The sequence below is a fragment of the Leisingera sp. ANG-M1 genome (assembly GCF_000813745.1).
In the GTDB taxonomy this organism is placed as follows: Bacteria; Pseudomonadota; Alphaproteobacteria; order Rhodobacterales; family Rhodobacteraceae; genus Leisingera.
In genome coordinates, this window is record NZ_JWLC01000007.1 from 88,361 (window position 1) to 113,519 (window position 25,159).

General features: G+C 62.5%; 25 protein-coding genes and 1 riboswitch. Of the genes, 5 read left to right on the top strand and 20 right to left on the bottom strand.

What is annotated here, in order from left to right:
- Window positions 1–87: 87 nt before the first annotated feature.
- Window positions 88–287: riboswitch (cobalamin riboswitch) on the bottom strand.
- Window positions 288–518: 231 nt separating this feature from the next.
- From RA19_RS05875 to RA19_RS05920, 10 genes are all read right to left on the bottom strand, one after another.
- Window positions 519–1,163 (bottom strand): DUF1523 family protein, encoded by a 645-nt coding sequence (locus tag RA19_RS05875; RefSeq protein ID WP_039160544.1) that lies wholly within the window; start codon window positions 1,161–1,163, stop codon window positions 519–521.
- Between the two features lie 10 nt (window positions 1,164–1,173).
- Window positions 1,174–1,440, bottom strand: coding sequence for a hypothetical protein (locus RA19_RS05880; RefSeq protein WP_039160547.1), 267 nt, complete (start codon window positions 1,438–1,440; stop codon window positions 1,174–1,176).
- A 157-nt stretch (window positions 1,441–1,597) separates the two neighbouring features.
- Complete coding sequence (locus RA19_RS05885; RefSeq protein ID WP_039160549.1) at window positions 1,598–2,959, bottom strand: DUF6638 family protein; 1,362 nt, start codon at window positions 2,957–2,959, stop codon at window positions 1,598–1,600.
- Window positions 2,956–3,858: a hypothetical protein gene (locus RA19_RS05890; protein WP_039160551.1), complete on the bottom strand. Its 903-nt coding sequence runs from the start codon at window positions 3,856–3,858 to the stop codon at window positions 2,956–2,958. The genes RA19_RS05885 and RA19_RS05890 overlap by 4 nt, the downstream gene beginning before the upstream one ends.
- A gap of 142 nt (window positions 3,859–4,000) precedes the next feature.
- On the bottom strand, window positions 4,001–5,938 hold the full coding sequence (locus RA19_RS05895; protein WP_039160553.1) for an AAA family ATPase: 1,938 nt from the start codon (window positions 5,936–5,938) through the stop codon (window positions 4,001–4,003).
- Between the two features lie 105 nt (window positions 5,939–6,043).
- Window positions 6,044–7,165 carry a hypothetical protein gene (locus RA19_RS05900; RefSeq protein ID WP_039160555.1) on the bottom strand — a complete coding sequence of 374 codons (1,122 nt, stop codon included), beginning with the start codon at window positions 7,163–7,165 and terminating at the stop codon, window positions 6,044–6,046.
- 108 nt (window positions 7,166–7,273) lie between these two features.
- Window positions 7,274–7,576 (bottom strand): hypothetical protein, encoded by a 303-nt coding sequence (locus RA19_RS05905; RefSeq protein WP_039160557.1) that lies wholly within the window; start codon window positions 7,574–7,576, stop codon window positions 7,274–7,276.
- On the bottom strand, window positions 7,566–8,648 hold the full coding sequence (locus RA19_RS05910; protein ID WP_039160559.1) for a hypothetical protein: 1,083 nt from the start codon (window positions 8,646–8,648) through the stop codon (window positions 7,566–7,568). Before RA19_RS05910 ends, RA19_RS05905 begins: the two co-directional genes overlap by 11 nt.
- A 262-nt stretch (window positions 8,649–8,910) precedes the next feature.
- Window positions 8,911–9,534, bottom strand: a complete 624-nt coding sequence (locus tag RA19_RS05915; protein ID WP_039160561.1) for a class I SAM-dependent methyltransferase — start codon at window positions 9,532–9,534, stop codon at window positions 8,911–8,913.
- 27 nt (window positions 9,535–9,561) lie between these two features.
- On the bottom strand, window positions 9,562–10,305 hold the full coding sequence (locus RA19_RS05920; protein ID WP_039160563.1) for a CDP-alcohol phosphatidyltransferase family protein: 744 nt from the start codon (window positions 10,303–10,305) through the stop codon (window positions 9,562–9,564).
- A 267-nt stretch (window positions 10,306–10,572) separates the two neighbouring features.
- Here RA19_RS05920 and RA19_RS05925 point away from each other — a divergent pair, with 267 nt between their 5' ends.
- Both RA19_RS05925 and RA19_RS05930 read left to right on the top strand, forming a co-directional pair.
- Window positions 10,573–11,799: a 50S ribosomal protein L11 methyltransferase gene (locus RA19_RS05925; RefSeq protein ID WP_052261665.1), complete on the top strand. Its 1,227-nt coding sequence runs from the start codon at window positions 10,573–10,575 to the stop codon at window positions 11,797–11,799.
- Between the two features lie 156 nt (window positions 11,800–11,955).
- Window positions 11,956–12,429 (top strand): phosphoribosyl-AMP cyclohydrolase, encoded by a 474-nt coding sequence (locus tag RA19_RS05930; RefSeq protein ID WP_039160827.1) that lies wholly within the window; start codon window positions 11,956–11,958, stop codon window positions 12,427–12,429.
- A 95-nt stretch (window positions 12,430–12,524) separates the two neighbouring features.
- Here RA19_RS05930 and RA19_RS05935 read toward each other — a convergent pair whose 3' ends face one another.
- Both RA19_RS05935 and RA19_RS05940 read right to left on the bottom strand, forming a co-directional pair.
- Window positions 12,525–13,733: an aminopeptidase P family protein gene (locus tag RA19_RS05935; RefSeq protein WP_039160565.1), complete on the bottom strand. Its 1,209-nt coding sequence runs from the start codon at window positions 13,731–13,733 to the stop codon at window positions 12,525–12,527.
- Between the two features lie 294 nt (window positions 13,734–14,027).
- The gene (locus RA19_RS05940; protein ID WP_039160567.1) at window positions 14,028–14,813 is read right to left on the bottom strand and encodes an alpha/beta hydrolase; all 786 of its coding nucleotides are present in this window, start codon (window positions 14,811–14,813) and stop codon (window positions 14,028–14,030) included.
- A 186-nt stretch (window positions 14,814–14,999) separates the two neighbouring features.
- On the opposite strand from RA19_RS05940, the gene RA19_RS05945 reads away from it, so the two are divergent.
- Window positions 15,000–16,472 (top strand): NAD-dependent succinate-semialdehyde dehydrogenase, encoded by a 1,473-nt coding sequence (locus RA19_RS05945; protein ID WP_039128994.1) that lies wholly within the window; start codon window positions 15,000–15,002, stop codon window positions 16,470–16,472.
- A gap of 7 nt (window positions 16,473–16,479) precedes the next feature.
- Here RA19_RS05945 and RA19_RS05950 read toward each other — a convergent pair whose 3' ends face one another.
- The 7 genes from RA19_RS05950 to RA19_RS05980 all read right to left on the bottom strand — a co-directional run bounded on the left by RA19_RS05950 (window position 16,480) and on the right by RA19_RS05980 (window position 23,411).
- The gene (locus RA19_RS05950) at window positions 16,480–16,878 is read right to left on the bottom strand and encodes a globin domain-containing protein (protein ID WP_039160569.1); all 399 of its coding nucleotides are present in this window, start codon (window positions 16,876–16,878) and stop codon (window positions 16,480–16,482) included.
- A 277-nt stretch (window positions 16,879–17,155) separates the two neighbouring features.
- Window positions 17,156–17,620 carry an Hsp20 family protein gene (locus RA19_RS05955; RefSeq protein WP_039160571.1) on the bottom strand — a complete coding sequence of 155 codons (465 nt, stop codon included), beginning with the start codon at window positions 17,618–17,620 and terminating at the stop codon, window positions 17,156–17,158.
- A 133-nt stretch (window positions 17,621–17,753) separates the two neighbouring features.
- The gene (locus RA19_RS05960) at window positions 17,754–18,569 is read right to left on the bottom strand and encodes a trypsin-like serine peptidase (protein ID WP_039160573.1); all 816 of its coding nucleotides are present in this window, start codon (window positions 18,567–18,569) and stop codon (window positions 17,754–17,756) included.
- Window positions 18,566–19,375 (bottom strand): trypsin-like serine peptidase, encoded by an 810-nt coding sequence (locus RA19_RS05965; protein ID WP_039160575.1) that lies wholly within the window; start codon window positions 19,373–19,375, stop codon window positions 18,566–18,568. The genes RA19_RS05960 and RA19_RS05965 overlap by 4 nt, the downstream gene beginning before the upstream one ends.
- 110 nt (window positions 19,376–19,485) lie before the next feature.
- A complete protein-coding gene (gene glcF, locus RA19_RS05970; RefSeq protein WP_039160578.1) occupies window positions 19,486–20,808 on the bottom strand; it encodes a glycolate oxidase subunit GlcF in 1,323 nt (440 codons plus the stop codon).
- 3 nt (window positions 20,809–20,811) lie between these two features.
- A complete protein-coding gene (locus tag RA19_RS05975) occupies window positions 20,812–21,909 on the bottom strand; it encodes an FAD-binding protein (RefSeq protein WP_039160828.1) in 1,098 nt (365 codons plus the stop codon).
- Window positions 21,910–21,962: 53 nt separating this feature from the next.
- On the bottom strand, window positions 21,963–23,411 hold the full coding sequence (locus RA19_RS05980) for an FAD-linked oxidase C-terminal domain-containing protein (RefSeq protein ID WP_039160580.1): 1,449 nt from the start codon (window positions 23,409–23,411) through the stop codon (window positions 21,963–21,965).
- Window positions 23,412–23,491: 80 nt separating this feature from the next.
- On the opposite strand from RA19_RS05980, the gene RA19_RS05985 reads away from it, so the two are divergent.
- Together RA19_RS05985 and RA19_RS05990 are read left to right on the top strand one after the other, a co-directional pair.
- Complete coding sequence (locus RA19_RS05985; RefSeq protein WP_039160582.1) at window positions 23,492–24,214, top strand: DUF599 domain-containing protein; 723 nt, start codon at window positions 23,492–23,494, stop codon at window positions 24,212–24,214.
- Window positions 24,215–24,249: 35 nt separating this feature from the next.
- Window positions 24,250–24,600 (top strand): hypothetical protein, encoded by a 351-nt coding sequence (locus RA19_RS05990; protein ID WP_052261683.1) that lies wholly within the window; start codon window positions 24,250–24,252, stop codon window positions 24,598–24,600.
- Between the two features lie 50 nt (window positions 24,601–24,650).
- Here the strand turns inward: RA19_RS05990 and rlmH are convergent, their stop codons facing one another.
- Window positions 24,651–25,121 (bottom strand): 23S rRNA (pseudouridine(1915)-N(3))-methyltransferase RlmH, encoded by a 471-nt coding sequence (rlmH, locus tag RA19_RS05995; RefSeq protein WP_039160585.1) that lies wholly within the window; start codon window positions 25,119–25,121, stop codon window positions 24,651–24,653.
- Window positions 25,122–25,159: the final 38 nt, after the last annotated feature.

A 25,159-nucleotide genomic window follows, 5' to 3' on the forward strand; every position in this document is an offset into this window, starting at 1 on the left:
CCCCGCGGCGTCTTGGCTAGGGTACAGGCATAGGAAGAGAGATTGCAGGCCACGCACCCGCAACCGCCCCGCCGCCGCCCGCGGTTGACGTGTTTTCATGGCAAGGCTGGTTTCCGGACTGTCCCGGGGCCGCTTGGCGGCGGAGCCTGGCACCTTCCCGAAACCATCGGCTTCAGTGGTCTTTGCCAGGCCTGACCCGGGGTCACCGTTGCGGGGGCAGTGCCGGACTTTCACCAGCTTCCCAATTCTCCGCCCCGAAGGACGGCACCTTGCTGAGGGGAAATTGCCCGATCACGGGCCGTTCGGCGAAAACAAATCCGACCCGCCGAAACCGGAAAAAGACATGCATGTGTGCCGCGCCAAGGTGCACAGAGATGTCCAGAATCCCAAACCGGCACTCGCCCGCCTTTTTGCGGCAAGGTGCTGATCTTCCACACAGTTACCAGCCGCCCGGCCTGGCGAATCGATTCACACCCCGCGATGCCAAAGAAAAAGGCCGCCCAACCGGCGGCCTTTGCTCACTTCGATTTCCAGCTGTCCAGCCAGCGGCGGAACCGCCCCTTGCGCTCGGCCAGCGCATCGCCCGCTGCATAAAGGCTGTCCTCGGCGCTTTCGATCATCGGGTCGATCCTGGCCTGCCGGAACCGGCGCCAGCGCACATAGATGGCCCACATCACCGCCGCCAGCAGCACCAGGAAGATGATCGCAAACCAGTTGGTGGGCTTGTCGTCCGGCCCCGCCACCGGCTTGATCGTCACCGCATTGGGGAAGATCGACAGAAACTGGTTGCGCCAGCCGTAATGCATCACCGAGACCCACTCCGGCGCGTCCTTGGTCGAAACCGCGTCATTGGCATCTGTATAAAGGTTGGCAGTGTCGAACTTGAAATAAGGCGGCCAGTTCCAGCCGGTGTCCTCGTTGCGGTAAACAATGGGATCGCCGCCCGGCCGCACGCCCTGGATGAACTGCACATCGCGGTTCAACAGCTCGGCCGACTGGTCATCCGGCTTGGACCAGAAAATCCGGGTCCAATCGTTCAGCTCCTGCCGCTCCTCATAGGTGTTGACGATGCGCACCACGTCGTATTGCGGCAGCGTGTAATGCAGGAAGGCGGCGAACAGCCCCCAGAAGGTGATCAGGAAGGCCCATTTGATGAAACGCATGGGAGTGACCTCACATGAAGTTAATGACGTAGACCAGAAGCGCCAGCGCTCCCAGCGGAATGATGTAGATCAGCAGCAAGAGCTTGCGCCGGGGCGAGCGGTCGTATTGCTTCAGCCCCCGCTGGATGAAGGCCGCGCGGTCGCCGGTCAACCCCTTCTGTTTCCAGCGCCGCTTCAGCTGCGCCCGCCGCATCTCGCGCGAGTAGAGCCGGGCAACTCCGTAGATCACGGTCAGCCCGACCAAAAGGATCAGCACAAGGCGGAAGAAGCCGAACATTCAGCACTCTCCCCCACCTAAACCGCAGGTTTGCATCCAACAGAGGTTCGCGCCCGTCCCGTGGGGGGGCGTTTCACGCCCGCCCTGGGGGGCGGGTCGGGCGTGAACCGGGCCGCAAGCGGCCCGGGAAAAGCATTCACGATCCAAAATCCTCATATCAGCGCCCCCTAACCCGGTTCACCGCACCCCAGGGGCCGACCCGCTCAACCATCCCCTTGCGCCGCACCCGCGGCAGCGCGGGCGAGCGGCCCTCCATGTCCGGCTCATGCCCGAACAGCGCCTCGCGCGCCCCGGCCTTGTCCACCGCATACTCCCGCGCCAGGAACTCCGCCGCATAAGCCTTCTTGGTTTCCGGCCAGCCCCGGTACTGGCTGTAAAACAGCTCCTTGTGGCAGATGAACATCTGGCGGAAGTCATGCGGGCAGAGCTCCGCCAGCAGCATATTGACCAGATCCCGCTCCGGCGTATCCGCCGCCCGCAGGGAATAGAAATAGGCCGGATGGTCCGAGCGGATCTTCGGCCACTTGCCGCCGCCCTCCGCCCAGCGCACCAGCGCGGACAACCCCTCGAACTCCTCCGGCAGTTCGTCGGCATGCCGCGCCGCCAGCCGCCGCAGATCCGCGCGCGACATGTCTGACAAGTCCCGCCCCTTCTCCGTCAGCACCGAGACCGCCAGGAACCCCATCTTCTGCCGCAGGATCGCCGCGCCATCAACGCCGCGCGCCCGGATCACCGGCTCGGCCAAGCCGTTCAGCTCCAGGAACTTGGCAATCGCATTGCGCTGCCCCAGATCAAACACCCGGTCAAGCGGCACACCCTCTGGCTTCTCACCGCTGGCAATCACAGCCGGATGCTCAACGCCCTGAAACACATACATACCGCCGAAATGCGCGGTCCAGAAGTTCGACTGCGCAAACACCTCATGCTCCAGATGCACCGGATTGCGAGTCACATCGCCGGTCTTTTCCGCGGTCGAGATCATCTCCCCGATCAGCACATCATCAAACCAAGCATCCTCGCCGGTCTTGAACCGCTCCACCAGCTCCGCCAGACGGTCCGCATGGCGCAGCGTGCCCTTGGTGGTATCCGCCTCGATCCGCACCTGCTGGATGTCGAACAGCTTGGCGGGAGTGGAGACCTCAAACACCGAATTCACCAGCTCCCCTGCCACCGCATCGGTCGCGGTCAGCGCAAACAGCTGGCGTTCGTTGACCTCGATGAACCGGCGCAGAATGTCCCGGCTGGTGGAGAATTTCACATGCAGCAGCGGGCAGCGCTTCTGCTCGGTGCTAAGGAGAATGAACTGCCGGTTCACGCCCGCATGGTTCAGATAGTGATCGTCCCCCAGTTCATCCCCGATCTCCGGCGAAAAGCCCGAGATATCAACGTGGAAATCGGTGAGAGCCGTGGTCTTGCCGGTCAGATGTTTCAGCGCGCGGTTATAGCGCTCCACCAGCGCGGGCGAGGCCACATGGAAGAGATTGCCGAACATCAGGCCATGCTGGATGAGGCGTTTCATTCGGCGGCCTCCAGATTTTTTTCAGCCTTTATCCACAGTTCTTCATTGCTAAGCATTAGTTCTAAACCGCTGGAGAACAACTCCAAACGCAAGTTTCGGAGTCTTTCTTTTTGATCGTCAGCCAACCTATCATGCAAATCCCAAATTCGATCCACTTGCTCTGATAGACCTGCAAAGTACCAATTGTACTGGGACCTTCCTGAAACTAAACGGTCCTGTTTCAAAAGCTTGAACTCTTCTAGGAAAGCAATTGGCCTTGCCGCTTGTATCTTTATCTCTTGGTCCAAGTTTCGATCACTCAACGGATTATGATGGAACACCTCTAGAAAGTTTTCCTGGCGGAACTCTTTGTTTGTCCTGCTGCGCCGCAGCCAAGTTGCTCCTGAGTTTGGCTCTGTCTTTAACTGATCAACCAACCCGGCTAGCAGCTCATCCAGGTGCCTCTTGGCTCTAGTTTCATCGCGTTGTTTTTTCTCATCTATGAAGACATCGGCCTGAGCCTCCAACGCTGCTGCCATTTTTGCGGACTCACGACGTGTCAGCCTCAACTCATTCCGTTGAGCCGAGAGCTCTTTTCCTTGGAGTGTTACGGTGACGATCAACCAAAGAAACGCTAGCGCGCCAGCTAGCCCTGCCAGAGTGTCTCCCGCTTCATTTGCTGGCGCATCCAAGAAAGCCACGAGGCGCATTTCACAACGTCCCCAATAGCTGCACGTATCATCTAGTGAGAAAGCCAACGCGAGCGAGAGGAATACTAGCGTCCCTGCCAAGCCAAACTTGATTAACCCATCAACGGTTCTCCAGTAGATGCGAGCATACCTCCGCAGCACTTCATCGCGCACCCTTGTGAAACGCCACCACATCACGACATAAATCAGCCACTCAACAAACCGGTTCACGGGTCGACCACCCCGCCCGAGGCGCTTGCGGCTCGGGCAGCGCCCGTCCGCCCCGTCAAACCGAAGGTTTGCCTCCGGCGAAACGGGCGGGCGCTCCGCTTCCGCCCGCGGACAGGCTCTGCCCTTGTGTTGCGCGCAACAGTCACCCCTGCCCCTCCAGATACCGACGCTTGGCCTCTTCCTGCCGCCCGAAATCGCGCACCATGTTTTCAATCGCCACCTCATCCGACTTGTCGGCATAGCGGAACTCAGAGTCGGCGTAGCGGTTGATCTCCTGCACCACCATGTCGACCGTGATGGGCACCCGAAGCTCGGCAATCATCGCGGATTTGGTATCGTAGTCCTTGAACAGGAACAGCTCCGGGTTCTCCATCCATTCATCAGGCAGCTCGAAATCCATCGCCCGGACCTTAACCGCATCGGTGATGTTCTTGATGGCGCGGCCGGTAAAGCGCTCATCCGCCTGCTGAATGGCCTTCAGATAAGTGCCCAGCTTGGCCAGATCATCCAGTTCCCCGATCTGGTCATGCACCCGGCCGAATACCTCCGCCAGCCCCGGCTCCTGCGGCCGGTTGTGGGCCTCGAATGAGCGCGCGACGGCCTTCTTGATCTCCTGCGCGCCATACAGGTCGTGATCGCCCTGCGGGATGGCGTGGTTCTTGCCCATCAGCAGGGTCAGGATGTCGATGTAATCCTCCCGTGTCTGCGGCCCGTCCACCAGGAAGCGCGCGCCCGCACGCTGGCGCAGGGCGTCGTCCACATTCTCCGGGTAGTTGGAGAACATGCCAAAGGTGCAGTTGCCGCGCACCACGGTATTGGCGCCGGCAAAGGCCTCCATGAAGACTGCCGTCACCTCCTGCTGGCCTGCGCTGGACTGGCGGTCGCCGCGCTTGCCCGCGATCTGGTCGATGTCGTCGATGGTGCCAAAGCCGATGACGCCCGGGTCGATCACATTCTGGATGAAGCTCTTGGCGTTCTGGCCGGACTTGCCCTGATAGCTGTCGATATTGTCGATGCCGAAGTTCTGGTACCGGAAGGCATAGCCCGCGTTCTGGCAATAGTCGTGGATGAGGCCGGCCATCATCTGAATGAGCGTCGTCTTACCGGTCCCCGGCTTGCCATCGCCCATGAAGGTGAAGATGAAACCGCCCATTTCGGCAAAGGGGTTCAGGCGGCGGTCAAAGTCATAGGCCATCAGCATCTTGGCGAGCCGCAGCGCCTGATATTTGGCGATATGGTTGCCCACCACCTCATGCGGTTTCTTGAACGCCATGGTGAGCGTTGTGGACTTCGCCTTGGCCGCCGGCTCAAAGCCGCTGATGGTCAGGTCATCCGCCTCCACCCGCCAGGCCGCAGCGGTAAACGCCTCCAGTCTTGGAGCATTCTGGGCGCGCAACGCCGCCTTCTCCATCAGCTGCTCGGCATAGGCCGCCGCAGCCGCAATCAGATGCGCATCATCGGGCGCATGCAGCGCCAGCTTCTGATCCAGCTCCCACAGCGCCCCATGCAAGGCCAGCGGTGCGTTGTCTGTGAGCAGTTCCTCTGCCTCGCCCACTTCCGCTTGTGCCTCACTCCCATGCGGGGCCAGCAGATAGGCTGCCGCATTGGCAAAGACATGCGCGGCAATCAGCGCCTCGGCGGCCAGCAGTTCTGTGAACTCCCCCTTGCGGGCGGCATCCAGCGAGCCAGCCAAATTAGCGCGCTTCAGATCCCCTAGGCCAGAAACCTCAGCATAAGCCTCCCCCATCGCCAGCGAAATTGCCAGCGCCCGGCGCAAGGCATGCTGCAACGTCGCCTGCAGGGGCGAGGTCAGCGGGTCATCGTCATCCGCGGCCTCAATCCGGGCAATCAGATGCACCCCTTCGGGCCGCGCGGTGGAGCGCGTCACCAGCCCCGGCGTGGTCGAGCGGAAGCGGCGGGTGCGGGCAATCCCGGGCGAGCGCTCCGGCGCCTTCCCTTCCACCGCGGGCTTGGCAATGCGCGGCGTGTGGTCAAACCCTTCCAGCAGCGCAGCCGCAGCGGCGTAATGTTTGCGGATATCCTCTTCCCGCAGCTCCATCTGATTGCCTGAAATGCTCATCTCACCCTCTCAATCCCTACGCTGCGAACGCAATTCCGATCCGCTCTTCATCTGGCTAAAAATATCCCCGCCGGAGGCTCCCGCACCCGGCAACACGCGCAGGCGTCAATACCGCAGCACCTGCCCCGCCTCGCTCACCACGAACTTCTGCACATCCGCAAACCCCGGCGGGTCCAGCTCCGCCAGCACCTGGAACGGACGCTGCGGCAAAATGATCGCTCGCTGGGTGCGGGTCGCCCCGGTGTCCGCGCCACGGCCGCCAAAAGGATCGAGCGCAAAGATCTCCCGCTCCACTTTGCCGAACCAGCCCGAACGCTCCTCGCGCACGTCTTCGCTTTCCAGCTCCTCCAGCGTCCAGGCCAGCGCCCAGTCCTGGCCCGCGGGCGCCTCCGCCTCCTCCAGCACACGGCGCAGCGGCCCGGTCTGCTCGGTATAGGCCGAGGAATACATCGGCCCTACGTGGTAGCGGCGCAGAAGCTTGGGATGGAGGTCATCGAAATCCTCGTCAAACCCCTTGGCAATGGTCACTAGCTTCAGCCCCGCCAAGGCCTGCGCCATCAGATGCGCCTGCACTTCCGGCCAGCGGCGCTCGTCCTTGGGCAGCGCCACCTTGCCGCTGTCCTCCAGCTCCATCAGGTAGATCACCGGCAGGTTCACCTGGCTGTCATAAGCCGCCCAATGCAGCAGGAAGCGCCGGCGGCGCGGGCCAAGGTTCTCCAGCCATTCGCATTCCGGATCGTTCTGCGTCCAGAACAGCTCGCCCTTCAGCAGCTCCTGATAATAAAGCCGCTGCGACAGCGCGAACTGCAGCTTCGAGGGCACAACCCGGTCCGAGATGATGGTGCGCACCATATCGTCCTTCAGCACCCCTTCGCTGGCCATATTGGCCAGATGCCGCTCTGCTTGCTGGGCATCATTGGCCATGGTCATCAGCTCAGCCGCCACCGGAAAGCCGCTGTCGCGCTTGTCCATCGCAAGGCTGCCGAAGAAACGGCCGGTGTCGCGGCCTGTCATCAGGTATTTCATCGAGAGCGCGCGGAAGGTGAAGTTCAGGCGCATCAGATAAGCCGTCAACACCTTCACATCGGATTTTGAGAGCCGCCCCTCCGCCTGCATCGCTGCGGCCACCCGGGTCAGATGCCGGATGATAGTGTCGAACTTCTTGAAGTACCGGCGCGAGGCAAAGGTATCGGTGAGGCCAGCATGGTCTTTGGCAGGGTCGGTCATGACAAACCTCCGGGGTGCGCAGCAGCCCGGATCGCGCCCGACCCGCCCCCCAGGGCGGGCGCGAACGCCCACCCTCGGGCCGGGCGCGATCCTCTGTTCCAAACCAATTCAGCTCTGGCTGTTTCCATCGAACATTTCTTTCTTGCACCAAGTGAACAGCCCCGCCGCAAGAGCCGCAAAGAAGATGGCAAAAAAGGCGACCATACTGAAGCGGTGCAACCAATACTGCCAAGCCGCAACAGCTTGCCAATTCTGCTGAGGATCACGGAAAAGCAGCTCATACCCTTCTGCTGTCTCCCGGTGATCCAGCACCACGCCCCCAACAAGGTAACCTGCCAGAACGAATGCGCCCAGTATGGCCCAGACAGGCAGAAAGCCCCACGGGCTGCCTTCGCGGCCTTTACCCCCCATACAGATTCTTGTCGTGCTTCTCGACAATCGCCGCAAACCGCCGGGCAAAGCGTTCATCGGCCTTGGCCTTCTTCTCCAGCACGTCTCGGGCGAACACCATGTTGTCCTCATGCGCTTCCAGCATGTCAGCCATCTTCTGGTTGGTCGCAGTGCCGATCGCCGCCATTGCGGTCTGGGCTTCCTTGTCGGTCTGCACCCCGATCTCGTTGATCCGGTGCGCCACATCCTGCTGCTGCGCGGTCTTCAGCGATTTGGTCAGCGCGTCATACAGCACCACCCGCTGCTGAGTGTCCGTCTGCAGCTTGTTGATCAGCACCATCTGCGTCGCCGCCTGGTTCTGCAGTGAGTCGACCCAGGTCTTGCCCTTCTCGATATAGCGCTCCAGCGTCTGGCTCTTCGCCAGCTTCACCTGCTCGTCCTGCACCAGCGCGTTGTATTTCGCATTGAGCTCGGCCAACTCGGTCTCCAGCTTGGTGCGCGCAGCGGCGTCCTGCTCAACTGCGATCTTGTTTTCCAGCTCGATGATCTGCGGGTCCAGCGCAGTGATTTCCGCCTTCACGGCTTCCAACTCCTGCACGGTGAACTCGCGGTCATCCAGCGTCGCGGTCAGATTCTCCTGCACCTTTTCGCGCTGCTCTTCCAGCGTCGCCAGCTGGCCTTCCAGCAGCTTCACGATCACATCCGACTTGGCAATCAGGTCCTGCAGCTTGTCATCGATATTAGCGGTGCGCATCCGCTCCTGGCGCATCGAGTCCGATTTGCCCTTGGAGAAGAAACCGACAAAGTTCTCCCAGCCGGTTTTCGAGCGCATTTCGTCAAAGTCTTTGGAGAATGCCGCCGTCACGTCATCGAGCCCCATGATCAGCTCGGCAATGTTCGCGTTCATCACCTCGGTATGGGCGTGCACGTCATCCAGCGTCGCGTTCTCGATGTCGATGCTGGCATCCTCGCCCGCTTCGATCTTGCTGCGCGCGCTTTCAATCCGGCTGGTCAAAGCTTCAATCTTGCTCTGCGACTCCCGGACCTTGTCCTGGCTCTCCGCCACCATTTTCTCGAACTGGGAAACACTCATAGTATCCGTTCCTCCCGCTTAAATTTCTGATCCATAGATGGGGATGTAAATGGACTTTACATCCCTTCGGGCAGTCAAATTCCGCCCGTTTCGCCGATACTGTTGCAGAGAGGCCGCAGAAAGGAAAGCAGGGATAACCGGCAGCATCCCTGCACCCTGGCCGACAGCCCGCCAGCCCCCTTCCTCTTGCCAGAAATATCCTGGGGGTTTGGGGGTGAAACCCCCATGCTCCCCTCGCAGCCGATTGGCTCCGGCAGCGGCTTCACATGGTTTGCTGCTTGCCCAGCACCAGGAAGGTCATCATGCCGAAAGGCGGAATACTCTCCTGCTGCTCCACCCGCAGACGGTCCTCCTGCAGTACGGTTTGCAGTTCGAAATCCGAATGCCAGCCGATCACATTGGCCAGCGGCGCTGACAGCCGCTCAAGCGACGCCCGCACCCCCTTGCCGCTCTTGAAGTGGTTGGTGATCACCAGCTTGCCTCCTGGTTTCAGGACGCGCGCGATCTCGCGCATCACCCGTTCGGGCTCGGGCACCACGGACAGCACATGCATCGCTGCCACGCTGTCAAAACTGTTGTCCGGAAAATCCAGCTGCCGCGCATCCATCTGCCGCAGCGCCTCGACCTGGGCCAGGCCCATTTCCTGCACCTTGGCCTCGGCCTTCTCCAGCATGTCATGGCTGAAATCGATGCCCGTCACCTGCAGATGCGGCGCGTAATGCTGCAGCGACAGGCCAGTGCCGACCCCAACCTCCAGCACCCGGCCCTGACGCGCATTGATAAAGCGGGTCGCCCGGCGGCGGCCCGCGCGCGTCACCGCGCCAAAAGTCTTGTCATACACCGGCGCCCAGCGCGCATATGAGTCTTCAACCGCCTTGATGTCCAATTCGTCCCTCCCGCGGGGCGATTTGGCTCAGCCCTTCGGCTTGGCGATCAGCCCCCATATCACCATCGCCACATAGCCAAGGCATAGCACAACCAGCACCGTCCATGCATAGGTCAACAATGCCGCAGCCATGAAGGCAAAGCCCACCAGAAGATATTTAACATGCTCGCGGGAGATTTTCATCGCTTTCGGCGACCAGGTCGGAATGTGGCTGATCATTGCCAGTCCCACCAGCACCATATTGAGGCAGATCAGCAGTTCCGGCAGAACCGGCGCACCGTCATAGGCAAAGGAGGCAAACATCGGCAGCAGCGCCAGCAAGGCGCCCGCGGGCGACGGGATGCCCTCGAAATACCCCTTGCGCAGCTTCGGCGCCTCCTCCTCGGACTTGGAGCTGACATTGAACCGCGCCAGCCGCACCACGCAGCAGACCGAGAACACCAAGACCGAGATCCACCCCAGCCCGCGCATGTCCTGCAAGGCCCAAAGATAGATCACCAGCGGCGTTGCCACCCCGAAATTCAGGAAATCCGCCAGCGAATCCAGCTCCGCGCCCATTTTGCTGACGCTGCGCAGCGCCCGCGCCAGCCGTCCGTCGAGCCCGTCCAGCACCGCAGCCAGGATGATCATCATCACCGCCAGCTTGAAATTGCCGTAAACCGCAAAGCGGATCGCGGTCAGCCCTGCACAGATGGCACCGATGGTCATCATGTTCGGCATCAGCTGAATCAGTGCAAACTCGGATTTCTTCTTTTCCGGAACGTCATACATGGCGGCGGCTCTTTCTTCCTCATCGGGGCGCTCACGGGGGCACGGGGTCCGCGCCGCTGCCCGGAGCAGCCGGGAGGCAAATTTCGGGGCTGCGCGACATATGCCCCAAGACCCGCCCCGGCGCAACGCCTGCGCCCGCGCAGAACGGCGCATCCGGGCGCGCCAGGAAGGCCCTGAGCAGGCTGTGCTCCCGATTTACGATATCTTAGCGGCGGGTGCAGAATATGCCGGTCAGTCGCATTTGCTTCAACTAAGGAAGAATTCCAGTTGCCTGACAGACAACCGCCCGAACTCCCCCAAAGCCATAACAGCCACGCAGCCCAGAACGCCGAAGAACTCGTCCGGCGCGCCAAATCAGAACCCTTGGAGGACGGCGGGCTCCGCACCTCGCAGCTTTTGTCCCAAGCCCTGTCCCTCGACCCCAGCCACCACGAAGCGCAGGTGCTGCAGGAGCGGCTGTTTCAAACCTTTGTCCCCCGCTGGCACTTCCCTATGCTGGCAGACACCGCCCGCAACCGCGCCTACGCCCAGGCCATTGCAGCCAAGGTCAAGCCGGGCGATGTGGTTCTGGACATCGGCTGCGGTGCCGGGCTGACGGCGATGCTGGCAGCGCGCGCCGGGGCCAAGCACGTCTATACCTGCGAGCAGCAGCCGCTGATCGCCCAGGCGGCAGAGCGTGTCATTGCGGACAATGGGCTGAGCAGCCGCATTACCGTCATCCCGAAATGGTCACACGACATTGTCCTGGGCGCGGATATGCCGGAGCCAGCGGATGTGGTGATTTCGGAAATCGTCGACACTGTTTTACTGGGCGAAGGGGCACTGGCCACGCTGACCCATGCGATGGCAGTGCTGGCCAAACCGGACGCGCGGGCAGTGCCCGAACGCGGCACCCTGATGGCCCAGGTGATCGAAAGCGAAAAGCTCCTGAACCTCTGGCGCCCGCAACAGGCCGAGGGCTTTGACCTGAGCGCCTTCCACCATTTTGCCAATATTGCGCAAATCACACCCAATGATCTGGCCGCCTGCGATCTGCGTCCGCTGGGCCCCGCGGCCGACCTTTTCGAGTTCGACTTCACCCGGCCGAACATCAACCCGGCGCGGACAGAAACGGATCTGGCTTGCACCGCTGCCGGCACCGCCCATGCGGTCTTTGTCAGCTTCGAGATGCACTTGGCACCCGGCATCCAGGTGGCAAACGGATTGGAAACCGGCGGCCATTGGGGGCGCACCGCCTTCCTGCTCGAGCGCCCTCATGCGGCCGAGGCCGGGGACCGCTTGCAGATAACCGCGCAGCATGATGCCGCGCAGCTGAGCCTGACGGTGCAGGATTGGCTGCCGCGCGCAGAAGCGGCGGACCAGGCCGCACTCTGGATGACCCGGGGCTGGAACGCGCGCCGCGCTCCCGCGGGCCAGGACCATCCTGCTGCCGCGGCCAATCCGGTGTGGCAGCAGGCCGACGCCACCGGCGGCGAAACCCGCGTCAGCCACTAACGCCGCGGCCTGAAATCCTCTGCTGCGGGCGCCACAGCCCGCGGCGAAAATGCCTGTCGATCACGGCGCCGTTTTGCAGTATCAGCCTCCAAGCGCAACAGACTGCACGCCCGGCCCCAGTCTTCGGGCGGCAGGGGACATCAGAAGGACGACATGATGCCGATCACTTCAACCGAACTCGCAGACGCCCGCCAGGCCTGGGGCGATGCCCTCATCGCCATTTCCAAAGCCTTTGAGGCGGACGGGATCGACGGCGCCCGCGCGGTAGCCGAAGGGGTGCTGGACTCAGCCTATGGCTACAACCTGGGCCCGGTTCTGTTCAAACCGACGCTGGCCAGCGGCGACCAGACCTTCCGCCCCACCCGCGAGGGCGCCCTGTCCTATTTTGTCGGCCATGACGCCGAATACCCGCTGGACGGCGGCTTTGGCATCAAGGGCTGGCGCAGCATGACGTCCGAAACCGCGGCCGAGTTCATCGAAGGCGATGTCGGCATGTGGATGGGCTGGATCTCGCTGACCGACAAGGACGGCCAGGTCACCAAGGTCGACAAGAGCTTTGGCTACAAAAAGGACGCTGACGGCGTGCTGCGCATTGTGCTGCATCACTCGTCGCTGCCCTACAAGCCGTAAGCGGCTGCAATATCCGGATGCCCCCGCCGGTGTACCGGGGGTGTACAGGGGGTGCACGCACGGCACCCCCTGTTTCATTTCAAGGACTGAAAACCTCAGCCGACGACGTTGAACTCAGGCCCGTAGGGGTACTTGGTGATGTTCTCGTTGCCGTCCTCATGGATGATCAGGATGTCATGCTCACGGTAGCCGCCGGCACCCGGCTGGCCGTCGGCGATGGTCAGCATCGGCTCCATTGAGATCACCATGCCGGGCTCCAGCACCGTGTCGATGTCCTCGCGCAGCTCCAGGCCTGCCTCGCGGCCATAGTAGTGCGACAGGACACCAAAGGAGTGGCCATAGCCGAAGGTGCGGTACTGCAGCAGATCCTGCTCTTCGAAGAAGGCGTTGATCTTATGGGTGATTTCCGCACAGCTCGCGCCCGGCTTCAGCAGCGAGATACCCAGCTCATGCGCCGCCACGTTGGCCTCCCAGATGCGCAGGGATTCGGCATCCACTTCCTTCACGAACATGGTGCGCTCCAGCGCGGTGTAGTAGCCCGAGATCATCGGGAAGGTGTTCAATGACAGGATATCACCGCGCTGCAGGGTGCGGCCCGTGACCGGGTTGTGGGCGCCGTCGGTGTTGATGCCGGACTGGAACCACACCCAGGTGTCGCGGTACTCCGCATCCGGGAAGCGCTTGGCGATCTCCAGCTCCATCGCATCGCGGCCCGCCATCGCCACGTCGATCTCCCGCGCGCCTTCCTTGACCGCGTCGCGGATCGCAAAGCCGCCAACGTCGGCCACGGCAGCACCGGCGCGGATCATTTCCAGCTCAGCCGCGGATTTGCCCATGCGCTGACGCATGGTCGGCTCATAAAGATCAACCAGCTTGGACGGCGCCAGGAAGCCTTCCAGCTTGGCCTTCTGCAGCAGAGTCAGGTGGTCGCTTTCATAGCCAACAACCGCGCCCTCGCCGCTTACCGATTTGATTGCACGCCAGAAATTGTCGCGCTGCCAGTCGGTGTAGGTGATGTTGTCGCAGAACGAGCGGCGCCACGGCTGGCCTGCGTCGATGCCGGCCGAGATAGTCACCGCCTCAGACGCTGTCACCACCATACCATAGGGGCGGCCAAAGGCGCAGTAGGTGAAGCCCGAGTAGTAGGAAATGTTGTGCATCGAGGTGAAGACAGCGGCGCTTACCCCTGTTTCAGCCATGATCTTGCGCAGGCCTGCGATCCGGGCCTCGTATTCCGAGACAGCAAATTGCAGCGGCGCTTTTTCACCATTGTGAAAACGGTACATTTCAGGACGTGAAGTCATATTAGACCCTTCCTTCTTACAAGAAAGGTCCCGGCGTTCAGGACAGTTTTGGATTTTGAGGGCGGCATGTGATCCATGCGGCGACGCCATCGCCTGGCCCTTGGCTGGAAGATGGGGCGGAATGCGGATTCTGGCAAGAGAAAAGATAAACTGCCTCCCGCCATTTCTCACTGAGGGCAGCGCCCGATCCTCGGGGTGGGGGCTGAAAGCGCCCTCCCCGTTTTGCCGGAGGCAAACCTTTGGTTTGACGGGGAGGGTCGGGCGCTGTCCGGCCGGCAGGCCGGACAGAAGATTTCAGTTCACTATCAACGCCACAAGATCGCTCTCGGGGTCCGCCAGCGGATCAATCACATTGAAATGGTGCTTGCCGAAAGCAATCACATGATCCGCCTCCCAGGCTTCGACCAGCCAGATCGCCTGATCCAGAAACGCCGGGCGTTCCTCGCCGCCAACCCAGACTGTCACTTCAGCCGGGTAGCGCTCTGTCATATCCACCGGGCTTTCGGCAATGGCAGCCGCCGAATCCATCTTGAACTTCTGGTTCATCGAGGTGCGCAGCAGCGGCCGCAGATCGGCCAGCGGCGAGATCGGGATCACCGTCTTGATCCGTTTCCCGACTTCCGCAGTCAGCAAGCCCTTGTCCAGCATCCGCGCCACCAGATGGCCGCCCGCGGAATGCCCCGCCAGCGCAATCGGCCCCTCCACTTCCCCGGCAATCCGGGTCACCGCCGCGGTGATCTGCCGGGTGATATCGGCAATCCGCACCTCGGGGCACAGGTCATAAGACGGCATCGCCACCGCCCAGCCATGGGAAATTGCGCCGCGCGCCAGATGCGACCAGGAGCTTTTGTCGAAGGCCAGCCAATACCCGCCATGCACAAAGACAAACACGCCTTTGGGCGCACCCTCCGGCAGGAACAGGTCGAACTTCTGCCGCTCCCCCGCGCCATAGGGAATGTCCAGCCGGGCGCGCTCATGCAAGCTGTTGCGGAAATCCTCCGCCGAAGCCCCCCAGCGCGGCGGATAGCTCTCTGCATTTTCGATATAGGCCCCGTTGGCATAGGCATCATCCAATTCCATGCCCATTCTCCCCTGAAAATTCTTATTATCGGCTACCTGACAGTCTGCCACAGCACATGTCAAATTGCGCGGCAGAAATGCAGTGCAGGAAAAATTTGATCAAATTCTGGACTCATCGAAGCTTCTGGACATATCAAGGCACAGCTGATTTGCATTCCAGCGACAGAACACCCCGGGAGGCCCGCAATGCTCGACGCAACCACAGATCTGAAATCCCTGCTCAAAGACCCCAGCCTGCTGGAGACCCGCGGTTATATCGGCGGCCAGTTTGTTGACGGTGAAAGCACCTTTGACGTCTCCAACCCGGCCCGCGGCGATGTGATCGCCCAAATGGCCGATATCAGCCGCGCCCAAGTAGCCGGTGCCATTGCCCAGGCGGAAGCCGCGCAAAAGGAATGGGCCAAGTGGACCGGCAAGGAACGCGCTGCCGTGCTGCGCAAGTGGTTCGACCTGATGATGGCGAACCAGGAGGACCTGGCGGTGATCCTGACCGCCGAAATGGGCAAGCCGCTGGCGGAATCGCGGGGCGAGATTGCTTATGGTGCGTCGTTCATCGAATTCTTCGCAGAAGAGGCCAAGCGGATCTACGGCGAGACCATCCCTGGCCACCAGCGCGACAAGCGCATCACCGTGCTGAAGCAGCCGATCGGCGTCGCCGCCTCGATCACGCCCTGGAATTTCCCCAACGCGATGATCACCCGCAAGGCAGGCCCGGCGCTGGCCGCAGGCTGCGCCTTTGTGGCCCGCCCGGCAGCTGAGACCCCGCTGTCAGCCACCGTGCTGGCAGTGCTGGCGGAGCGCGCAGGCATTCCGGCTGGCGTCTTCAACGTGGTGCCGTCCTCGCGCGCCTCGGAAATCGGCAAGGAGTTCTGCGAGAACGACGCGGTGCGCAAACTGACCTTCACCGGCTCCACCGAGGTCGGCCGCATCCTGATGCGCCAGGCCGCCGATACCGTGATGAAATGCTCGATGGAGCTGGGCGGCAACGCGCCTTTCATCGTGTTTGACGATGCAGACCTCGACGCCGCCGTCGAAGGCGCCATCATGTGCAAGTTCCGCAACAACGGCCAGACCTGCGTCTGCGCCAACCGGATCTATGTGCAGGCCGGCGTTTACGATGCCTTTGCGGAGAAGCTGAAAGCAGCGGTTGAAGCGATGAACGTGGGCGATGGCCTCAAGGACGGCATCCACTTCGGTCCGCTGATCAACATGGAAGCGGTCGAGAAGGTGCAGGAGCATATTGCCGACGCGACCTCCAAAGGCGGCGAAGTGATCCTGGGCGGCAACCCGTCGGAACTGGGCGGCAGCTTCTTCCAGCCGACCATTGTCAAGGGCGCAACCCAGGAGATGGCATTCGCCACCGACGAGACCTTCGGCCCGCTGGCGCCGCTGTTCAAGTTCGAGGACGAGGACGAAGTCATTGCCATGGCCAATGACACCATCTTCGGCCTCGCGTCCTATTTCTACGCCAAGGACCTGAGCCGCGTGTACAAGGTCGCCGAGGCGCTGGAATACGGGATTGTCGGCGTCAACACCGGCATCATCTCCACCGAAGTGGCCCCGTTTGGCGGCGTCAAACAGTCGGGCCTGGGCCGCGAAGGTAGCCACCACGGCATCGAGGACTACCTGGAGATGAAATACATCTGCATGTCGGTCTGATCCGGCCTCAATGCCGCGTCATTGTGCCTGCCACCAGGCCGATGGCGCGGCCCCAGGCGGCTTCGGTCTGGCGGTCCAGGTCGGCGCCAAGCACATCGCGCAAAGCGGCAATCAGCGACCGCTTTGCCGCTTCGGTCTCGCGCTGCCCCAGGTCAAGATGGGCATGCACCAGGACCAATTGCTCGCCCAGCTCCTGCAGCGTTCTCCTGTCATCCAGTTTTTTCACGCAGGCGGCAATCATCGTTGTCAGCATCGTCTTCTGCTTGAGAAAATCGCCGCGGAACATGGCGCGCGCCTCGGGGATTCGGGCAAAGAGATGCACGTAAAACCGTTCCGCCAGATCCGCCTTGCGCGCAAACACCAGCGCAAAGCTTTGCTGCACAAAATCAATTTCCTGAGTATTCATCTGCCCTCCCTGAAACACCTAGGGCACCGGGACCGGAAGCTGCTTGCCGCATGGGCGCACCATGCACCGGCAGGCTGGCCCGGCACAAAACCAATCAACTTAACCTATCTTAACATGCGAAAATTAATATATAATTTAGTTACCGTAAAATCCTAGGATTCCGGCGGGTTACCCACGCCGCTGGGCCGCCTGTCCCCGCGGGGACAGCGCCGCAAAACGGCAAAGCCCCCCAGGCAGGGCCAGGGGGGCAGGTGCACTCAAACCTTACCGAGGGGGATCAGTTGACGGCCTTGGCCTCAATCTCGGGGCGGTTCGAGCGGGAGGAGGAGATTTCGATCCGGCGCGGTTTCAGCGCCTCGGGCACCTCGCGGTGCAGATCGATATGCAGCATGCCGTTTTCGTGGCTCGCTCCGGTCACGCGGACGTGGTCGGCCAGGGTGAAACGGCGTTCAAAGGCGCGGGTGGCGATACCGCGGTGCAGGAAGGTGCGTTCATCCTTGCTATCGGCCTTCTTGGCGGCCACCACCAGCGCGTTTTCTTTCACTTCGACGCTGAGGTCGTCCTCAGCAAAACCGGCAACAGCAATCGAGATGCGGTAGCTGTCGGCGTCGGTCTTTTCGATGTTGTAGGGCGGGTAGCTCGGCTGCGCGGCATCGGCGCTGAGCGCGCGGTCCATCAGGCTGGCGATCTGGTCAAAACCGATGGTGGCCCGGTGCAGCGGTGCAAAATCAAACGTACGCATAGTGTCATCCTCATATCTGAGCGATTTCAAGGCGCCTTCCCCGCGGGGACAGGCTGGAATTTTCCGGACCCCAATCAGCGGCTGTCCGGATACACTCGAGATAGGGAAGGAAAAGGCGCCTTCAAGAGGGGGATCACTCGCCCACGCGCACAAATTTCGCGCCGCCCGCGGACGCGCCGCCGCCGACCCGGATCCGTTTGATCCGCCGGTCCGGCGGCGCCACCGGATTGCGGCGCAGCTGGGCTTTCAGCTCGGCAACACGCTCGGGCAGTTTCATGCCAAAGGCCACCTGCCGGCCCTGATACGCGCCGCCGCCGGAAACCAGCGCAAGGATACGCCCGCGCCCGCCGACCTGCGACAGAACCGGTGCGCCGGAGGAGCCGAAGGTGACATTGCAATCGATCATCAGCACATCCCTGAATTCGCCCATAAGGTTGCACTGGCGCTGGCGCGACAAAGCCTCGGCCCGGCCCATGCCATAGGAGGTCACCGAGATATCGCTGCCGTAATCGCGGCCCGAGTGCAGCGCAAAGGCATCTGCCTCGCCGCTCAGAATCGGTTCCGCCAGCCGGATCAGCGCAACGTCGTGCCGGATGTTCTCCACGTCCAGCCGTCCCCCCGGGGTGAAGCCCGGGTGCGCAGCGATCTGCAGCGCTTGGCGCTCGGCAATGGCGATCCCGTCACGCAGGCCGGCCCGGAAGGAAATCTGCTCTGCCGGACGCAGGGTATTGTTGCGGTCATAGACGCAATGAGCCGCGGTCAGCACCAGATCCGGCGCGATCAGCGTGCCGGTGCAAAAACCCTGGCGGTTCAGCTCCAGCCTCCCGACGGCCTCCCAGCCGAACAGGTCATCGCGATCTGTCAAACGCCGGAGGCCGGTGTTCTGGGCTGTTGCGCTGCCAGCGTACGCCAGAGTGGCAACAGCCAATATAAGCGCACGCCAGATCATTGCTTGATGAACTTTGCGCCAGAGGAACTGCGCCCCTCGCCCACTTTCACCCGGCCCACGCCCGGCGGCAAGCGGCCCCCGGTTGCAACCCCGGTCAGCTGCGCCTGCAGCAGCGTCAGCTCTTCAGCCAGGGCAGAGCCAAGCGACACCCGTTCGCCGCTCACTTCGGCCTTGGCCGACACCACCGAGACAATTCGCGGCACATCGCCCTCAAAGGAAAACACCGGTGCCCCGGAAGAGCCGAAATCCACGTCGCAGGACATCACCAGCACGCCCTGCTGGCGTGCCATCACCGCACAGACCTCCTGCAGGGATGGTGCCTCGGAGCGGTCATGGGCATAGGAAACCACGCCGATGCTGGCGCCCTTGCGCGGGCGCGCATCGGTCTCAAACGGAGTGACAGTGGTGTTGCGGATCGGGCGCTGCAATTGCAGCAGTGCGATATCGTTGCGCACCCGGTCGGTCGACAGCTCACCGTCATAGACATACGACGGGTGCTGCACCGCGCGTCGCACCGAACGGTAGGCCGAGGCGCGGCCGTTGCGCCAGCCGGCCAGGAATTCGATAGTGGCGGGGTCAATCCGCTCCTTGGTGCGGCTGTCATAGAGGCAGTGGGCTGCGGTCAGCACGAGATCGGGCGCAATCAGCGCACCGGTGCAAAAACCTTCGCCATTCACGTCCAGGCGCCCAACGGCTTCCCACTGGCGGCCCGCGTCCAGCGTGTCCATCCGCTGCAAGCGACTGTCCTGCGCTGCGGCCGCAACCGGCAGCAATGCCGCCAGAGTTGCCAGAATCCACTGCCTCACATGCGTCTCCTCTTATCCACCGGGTGGGAGGTTATTCGTTTGCTCAGGCAAAATTAGGGCAAGCGCGCGGTTTATGCAGCCCGATTCTTTGACATCCTGTCCGGGCTGCGTCAGCGCAAGATGGGCACCTCCGGCGCCCGCTTGCCTGGTGCGGTCAGCGCAGGAGGCTGCGGGCCGCCGGTGGCCCAATCCAGAAGCTCGACCGTGTGCATGATGGGCAGTTCTGTTCCGGAACCGATCTGCATCATGCAGCCGATATTGCCTGCAGCGATCAGGTCCGGCTTTTTAGCTTCCAGCATCCGCACCTTGCGCTCCTTCAGCTGGGCCGAGATCTCTGGCTGCATCAGGTTGTAGGTACCGGCAGAACCGCAGCACAGGTGGCTGTCGGCAGGCTCCACCACTTTGAAGCCTGCGCGTTTGAGCAAGGTCTTGGGATGAGTCTTGATCTGCTGGCCGTGCTGCAAGGAACAGGCCGCATGGTATGCCACGGTCAGCCCCATGTCCGCGCCCTCCGGCAGTTCCAGCTGCATCAGCAGTTCCGAGATGTCCATTGCGATTGCCGATACCCGCGCCGCGTCTGCGGCCAAGGGTTCATTGCGGAACATATACCCGTAGTCCTTGACCGTGGTGCCGCAACCGGAGGTGTTGATGACAATGGCGTCGAGCCCCTGCCCGTCCATCTCTGCCGCCCAGGCGCGGATGTTCCTGGCGGCTGTTGCGTGGCTTTCGTCCTCGCGCCCCATGTGGTGAGTGAGCGCGCCGCAGCAGCCAGCGCCTTTAGCCACAACCACCTCGCAGCCGAGCCGGGTGAGCAGACGGATGGTGGCGTCGTTGATGTCGGTGTTGAGTGCCTTCTGGGCGCAGCCGGTCATCAGCGCCACGCGTTTCCTTAGCGGCTGGGCCGGCGTAAAGCTTTGCGGATCGTCATTGCGGCTGACCGGCGGAATGGTTTTCGGCGCCATATCCAGCATCGCCCTGAGCCGCGCGTCTGGCAGCAGGCCTTTAAAGGGTTTCGCCAGCTTCGCCCCCATCAGCGCCAGCCGGAACCTTGTGGGATAGGGCAGGATCTGCGCCAGCAGCCAGCGCAGGGCACGGTCGCTCCAGGGCCGGTCATAGTGTTTCTCGATATAGGCGCGGGCATGGTCGACCAGATGCATGTAATGCACGCCCGAGGGGCAGGTGGTCATGCAGGCGAGGCACGACAGGCAGCGGTCGATGTGCTTGACGGTCTTTGCGTCCGGCACCCGTTCGTTCTCGAGCATGTCCTTGATCAGATAGATCCGGCCGCGGGGGCTGTCGAGCTCGTCGCCCAGAACCTGGTAGGTGGGGCAAGTGGCAGTGCAAAACCCGCAATGCACGCAGGAACGCAGGATTTCATTGGCGCGTTTGGTGCCGGGGTCCTGCAGCTGTTCATCGGTGAAAGTGGTCTGCATGTCTTACCCCATCAGTCCCGGGTTGAGGATGCCCTTCGGGTCGAACTGGCGGCGCAATCCTTCTGAGATCGCAGCCAAGGGGCCAGGCTGCGGCTGGAACACACCCAGGCGTGACCGGGTGTCCGCTCTGGCCCGCACCAGCGTGGCATGGCCGGGCACATTGATCCGCGCCCGCAAGTCCGTGCCTTCGGCGACCCGCGCCCAGATCAGCCCGCCGCCCCAGTCGAACTGCAGCGCCTCCGCCTCCAGCCGCGGCGCCAGGATCACCGCATCGGAGGGTTTCACCGAGATCCGCCAGACATCCCCGTCCTTCCCATGGAAAGCAGAGACATCGCGGATACCCTGCCAAAGCCTCTCCCCGTCCGCTGTAATGCTTGTATCGCCTAAGTCCGCGAGCTCGGCAGCCAGTTTTCCACTCCGGTAGTTCACCGAAGCCCCAAAGCCTTCCACCCGGACAAAAGCGGTCTTGCTGTCCGGATCATAGGCTGCGCCGGTCACATCATAAGGTGAGCCCAAGGCCGCCGACATCGCCGCCACTGCCTGGCTCAAGCCCACGCCTGCCACTGCAACCGTGGCCATTGCTTCGGCCTGCGGCAGCACTTTCAGCGACACTTCCGTCAGCACCCCCAGCGTGCCATGGGCGCCGCACATCAGCTTGACCAGATCATAGCCGGTGACGTTCTTCATTACCCGGCCGCCGTTCTTCACCGCTTGGCCGGCGCCATCTACAAAGCGCACGCCCAAGAGATGATCCCGCGCCGCCCCCGTCTGGATGCGCCGGGGGCCGGAGACATTTACAGCAATCACCCCGCCAATGGTCGGCTCACCCGCCGTGCCCAGCAGCCCGCGGCAATCCATCGGCTCAAACGCCAGCCGCTGGTTCTCGGCAGCCAGCAGCGCCTCCACCTCAGCCACCGGCGTGCCCGCCTTGATCACCAGCGTCAGCGCGCCGGGTTCGTAGAGTTCAACGCCGGACAAGCCTCGCGTGCTCAAGACCCCGCCTTCAACGTCCAGTCCGCGGGTGCCACCGCCCTGGATGCACAAAGGCCCGCTTGCGCCCGCTATCATTTCGGCCAGCTCGGCCTCGCTCTGAGGTGTCATCATTTTCATCTTGCCAAAAATACTCTGGGGGTTTGGGGGCTAGCCCCCAAAGATCACTCAGCCGCCAGCGCCATGCTGCGGCGGCCCTCTGTCACAGACAGCGGAAACACCTTGGCCGGGTTCAGCAGCCACTTGGGATCAAACACATCCTTGACCTTCAGCTGCGCTTCCAAGTCTTCAGCTGAATACTGATGCAGCATCAGGTCGCGCTTCTCGATGCCCACCCCGTGTTCGCCGGTCAGGCACCCGCCTGCCTCGACGCAGAGCTTCAGGATCTCGGCACCAAAGGCCTCGCAGGTTTCCAGATCGCCGGGCTTGTTGGCGTCAAACAGGATCAGCGGGTGCATATTGCCGTCGCCCGCATGGAATACATTGGCCACGTCCAGCCCGAACTCCTTGCTCATCTCGCCGATCCGGCGCAGCACAAACGGCAGTGAAGACACTGGAATGGTGCCGTCCAGGCACATGTAGTCGTTGATCTGCCCCATGGCGCCAAAGGCCGACTTGCGGCCCAGCCAGATACGCCCAGCCTCATCGGCATCTCCAGCCTCGCGCAGCTCCACCGGGCTGTGCGACCGGGCGATCTCCGTGATCACCCCTAGCTGGTGGGCGATTTCCTCGTCACTGCCCTCGACCTCGATGATCAGCAGCGCCTCGCACATCGGATAGCCCGCCTTGGCAAAGGCCTCGCAGGCCTCGATGCAGGGGCGGTCCATGAATTCGATGGCCACCGGCAGCACGCCCGCCTTGATGATATCGCTGACACAGGCGCCCGCCACCTCATTGCTGTCATAGCCGATCAGCACCGGGCGTGCGCCTTCGGGCTTGCGCAGGATCCGCAGGGTGGCCTCGGTCACCACCCCCAGCTGCCCCTCGCTGCCGCAGATCACGCCGAGCAGGTCCAAACCTCCGGCATCCAGATGGGCGCCGCCGATCTCGACCACAGTGCCATCCATCATCACCATGGTGACGCCCATGAGGTTGTTCGTCGTCACCCCGTATTTCAGGCAATGCGCCCCGCCGGAGTTCATCGCGATATTGCCCGCAATGGCGCAGGCGAGCTGCGAGGATGGGTCGGGCGCATAGAAGAAATCTTCTTCCTCCACCGCGCCGGACACGCTGAGGTTGGTGCGCCCGGTTTGAACCCGGATGATGCGGTTCTCATAATCCGTCTCCAGCACTTCATTCATCCGCGCCACGCCCAGGATCACGCAGTCTGCTGTCGGCAGCGCACCGCCCGCCAGCGAGGTACCCGCACCCCGCGGCACCACCGGCACGCCCTCCTCATGGCAGATGCGCAGGATATCCGAGACCTCCTGCGTCGTGCGCGGCAACACCGCCAGCAGCGGCGGGCACTTGTAGGCGGTCAGCGCATCGCACTCATAGGCCCGGGTTTCCATCTCGTCCTGAATGACCGCATCTGGCGGCAGCACCTTCAAAAGCCGCGCTGCAAGCGCTTGCTTGCGGGCCAGAATGGCGGGGTTCGGGGATGGCATCTGCATCGGGCTCTCCTATTTGGTAAAATAATATTACCAATTTATCCCGTCTGGCAAGGGGCGGATTGCCGCGCTAGGGTCGGGCCATGATTTGGCTCGACCGTTTGACCCAGTTTTCCCTCTTTGACCTTGCTGCCCTTGCCCTGCTGATCACCGGCTGGCTGTGGATCGGCTGGCGCATCGAGAACCCGCCGGCGGGCAAGCCGTCGGTGTCCTGGCTGATGGCGGATTTCCGGCGTGACTGGATGAAGCAGATGGTGGGGCGCGATCCGCGGATCTTTGATGCGCAGCTGATCGGCAACCTGCGCCAGGGCACGGCGTTTTTCGCATCCGCCTCGATGATCGCCATCGGCGGCGGGCTGGCGCTGATCGGCAATACCGAGCAGCTGGCAGGCGTGGCCCAGGACCTGATCCAGGACAGCGCCCCGGCCTTTGTCTGGGAAGTGAAGATCCTGGTGGTGCTGCTGTTTCTGTCCAATGCGTTTCTGAAATACGTCTGGGCGCACCGGCTGTTCGGCTATTGCTCGGTGCTGATGGCTGCAGTGCCGAATGATCCTGACGACGCGCTGGCTTACCCGCGCGCGGCGCAGGCGGCCGAGATCAGCATCACCGCCGCGCGCAGCTTCAACCGCGGCATGCGGGCAACCTATTTCGCACTTGCGGCAGTGGCCTGGCTGGCGGGTGCCGCAGCTCTCGCCGCTGCTGTGCTGATCACCTTTGCGGTGCTCTACCGGCGGGAATTTGCCTCGCACTCCCGCATGATCCTGCTGCGCATCCCGCCAAACAGCAAAGGGGACACGGTTTCGTGACTATGACTGCGGTTTTGCGCGGATATGGTGGCGATATGAAACACTTGCTCCTGCCTTTCACGCTCGCCGCCGCCCCCGCCTTTGCAGAGGAGCCGGTGATCGAAAACGCCACAGCACGCCAGTCCGGCAGCAGCTGGACCTTCAGCGTCACGCTGTCCCATCCCGATACCGGCTGGGAGCATTACGCCGACGGCTGGCGGGTGCTGGACATGGAGGGCAACGAGCTGGGCCTGCGGGTGCTGGCGCATCCGCATGAGCACGAGCAGCCTTTCACCCGGTCCTTGAGCGGCGTGCAGATCCCGGAGGGAACCGCAAGCGTGCAAATCCAGGCGCGGTGCCTGGTCGACGGCTGGGGCCAGGGCACTTACATCCTCACCCTGCCCTGATTTCATCTTTCCAAAAATACTCCCGCCGGAGGCATGCGCCGCAGGCGCATTCATACCCTGTGATACGGGCTCCCGGCCAGAATGGTGGCTGCACGGTAGATTTGCTCGGCCAGCATCACCCGCACCAGCATATGCGGCCAGACCATCTTGCCGAAAGAAATCGAAAAATCGGCCTCAGCGCGCAAGGACGGGTCAATCCCGTCGGCACCGCCGATGATCAGCGCCAGGTCCTGGCGGCCGCTGTCGCGCCAGCCGGCCAGCTTGTCCGCGAAATCCGGGGACGAGATCACCTTGCCTCGCTCATCCAGGGTGCAGATCACCGCGCCCTTGGGCAGCGCCTTGCGCAGCAGCACCGCTTCGGCTGCCATGCCGCCGTTTTTCTTGTCCTCGATCTCGACCACCCGCGCAGGCCCCAGGCCCAGCGCCCGGCCGGTGCGGTCGAAGCGGGTGAGATAGTCGTCGATGAGGGATTTTTCCGGGCCAGAGCGCAGGCGCCCGGCCGCACAGATATGCAGACGCATGAAATTCCCGAAGCAATCCGGCCCGCACCCATGCGCGG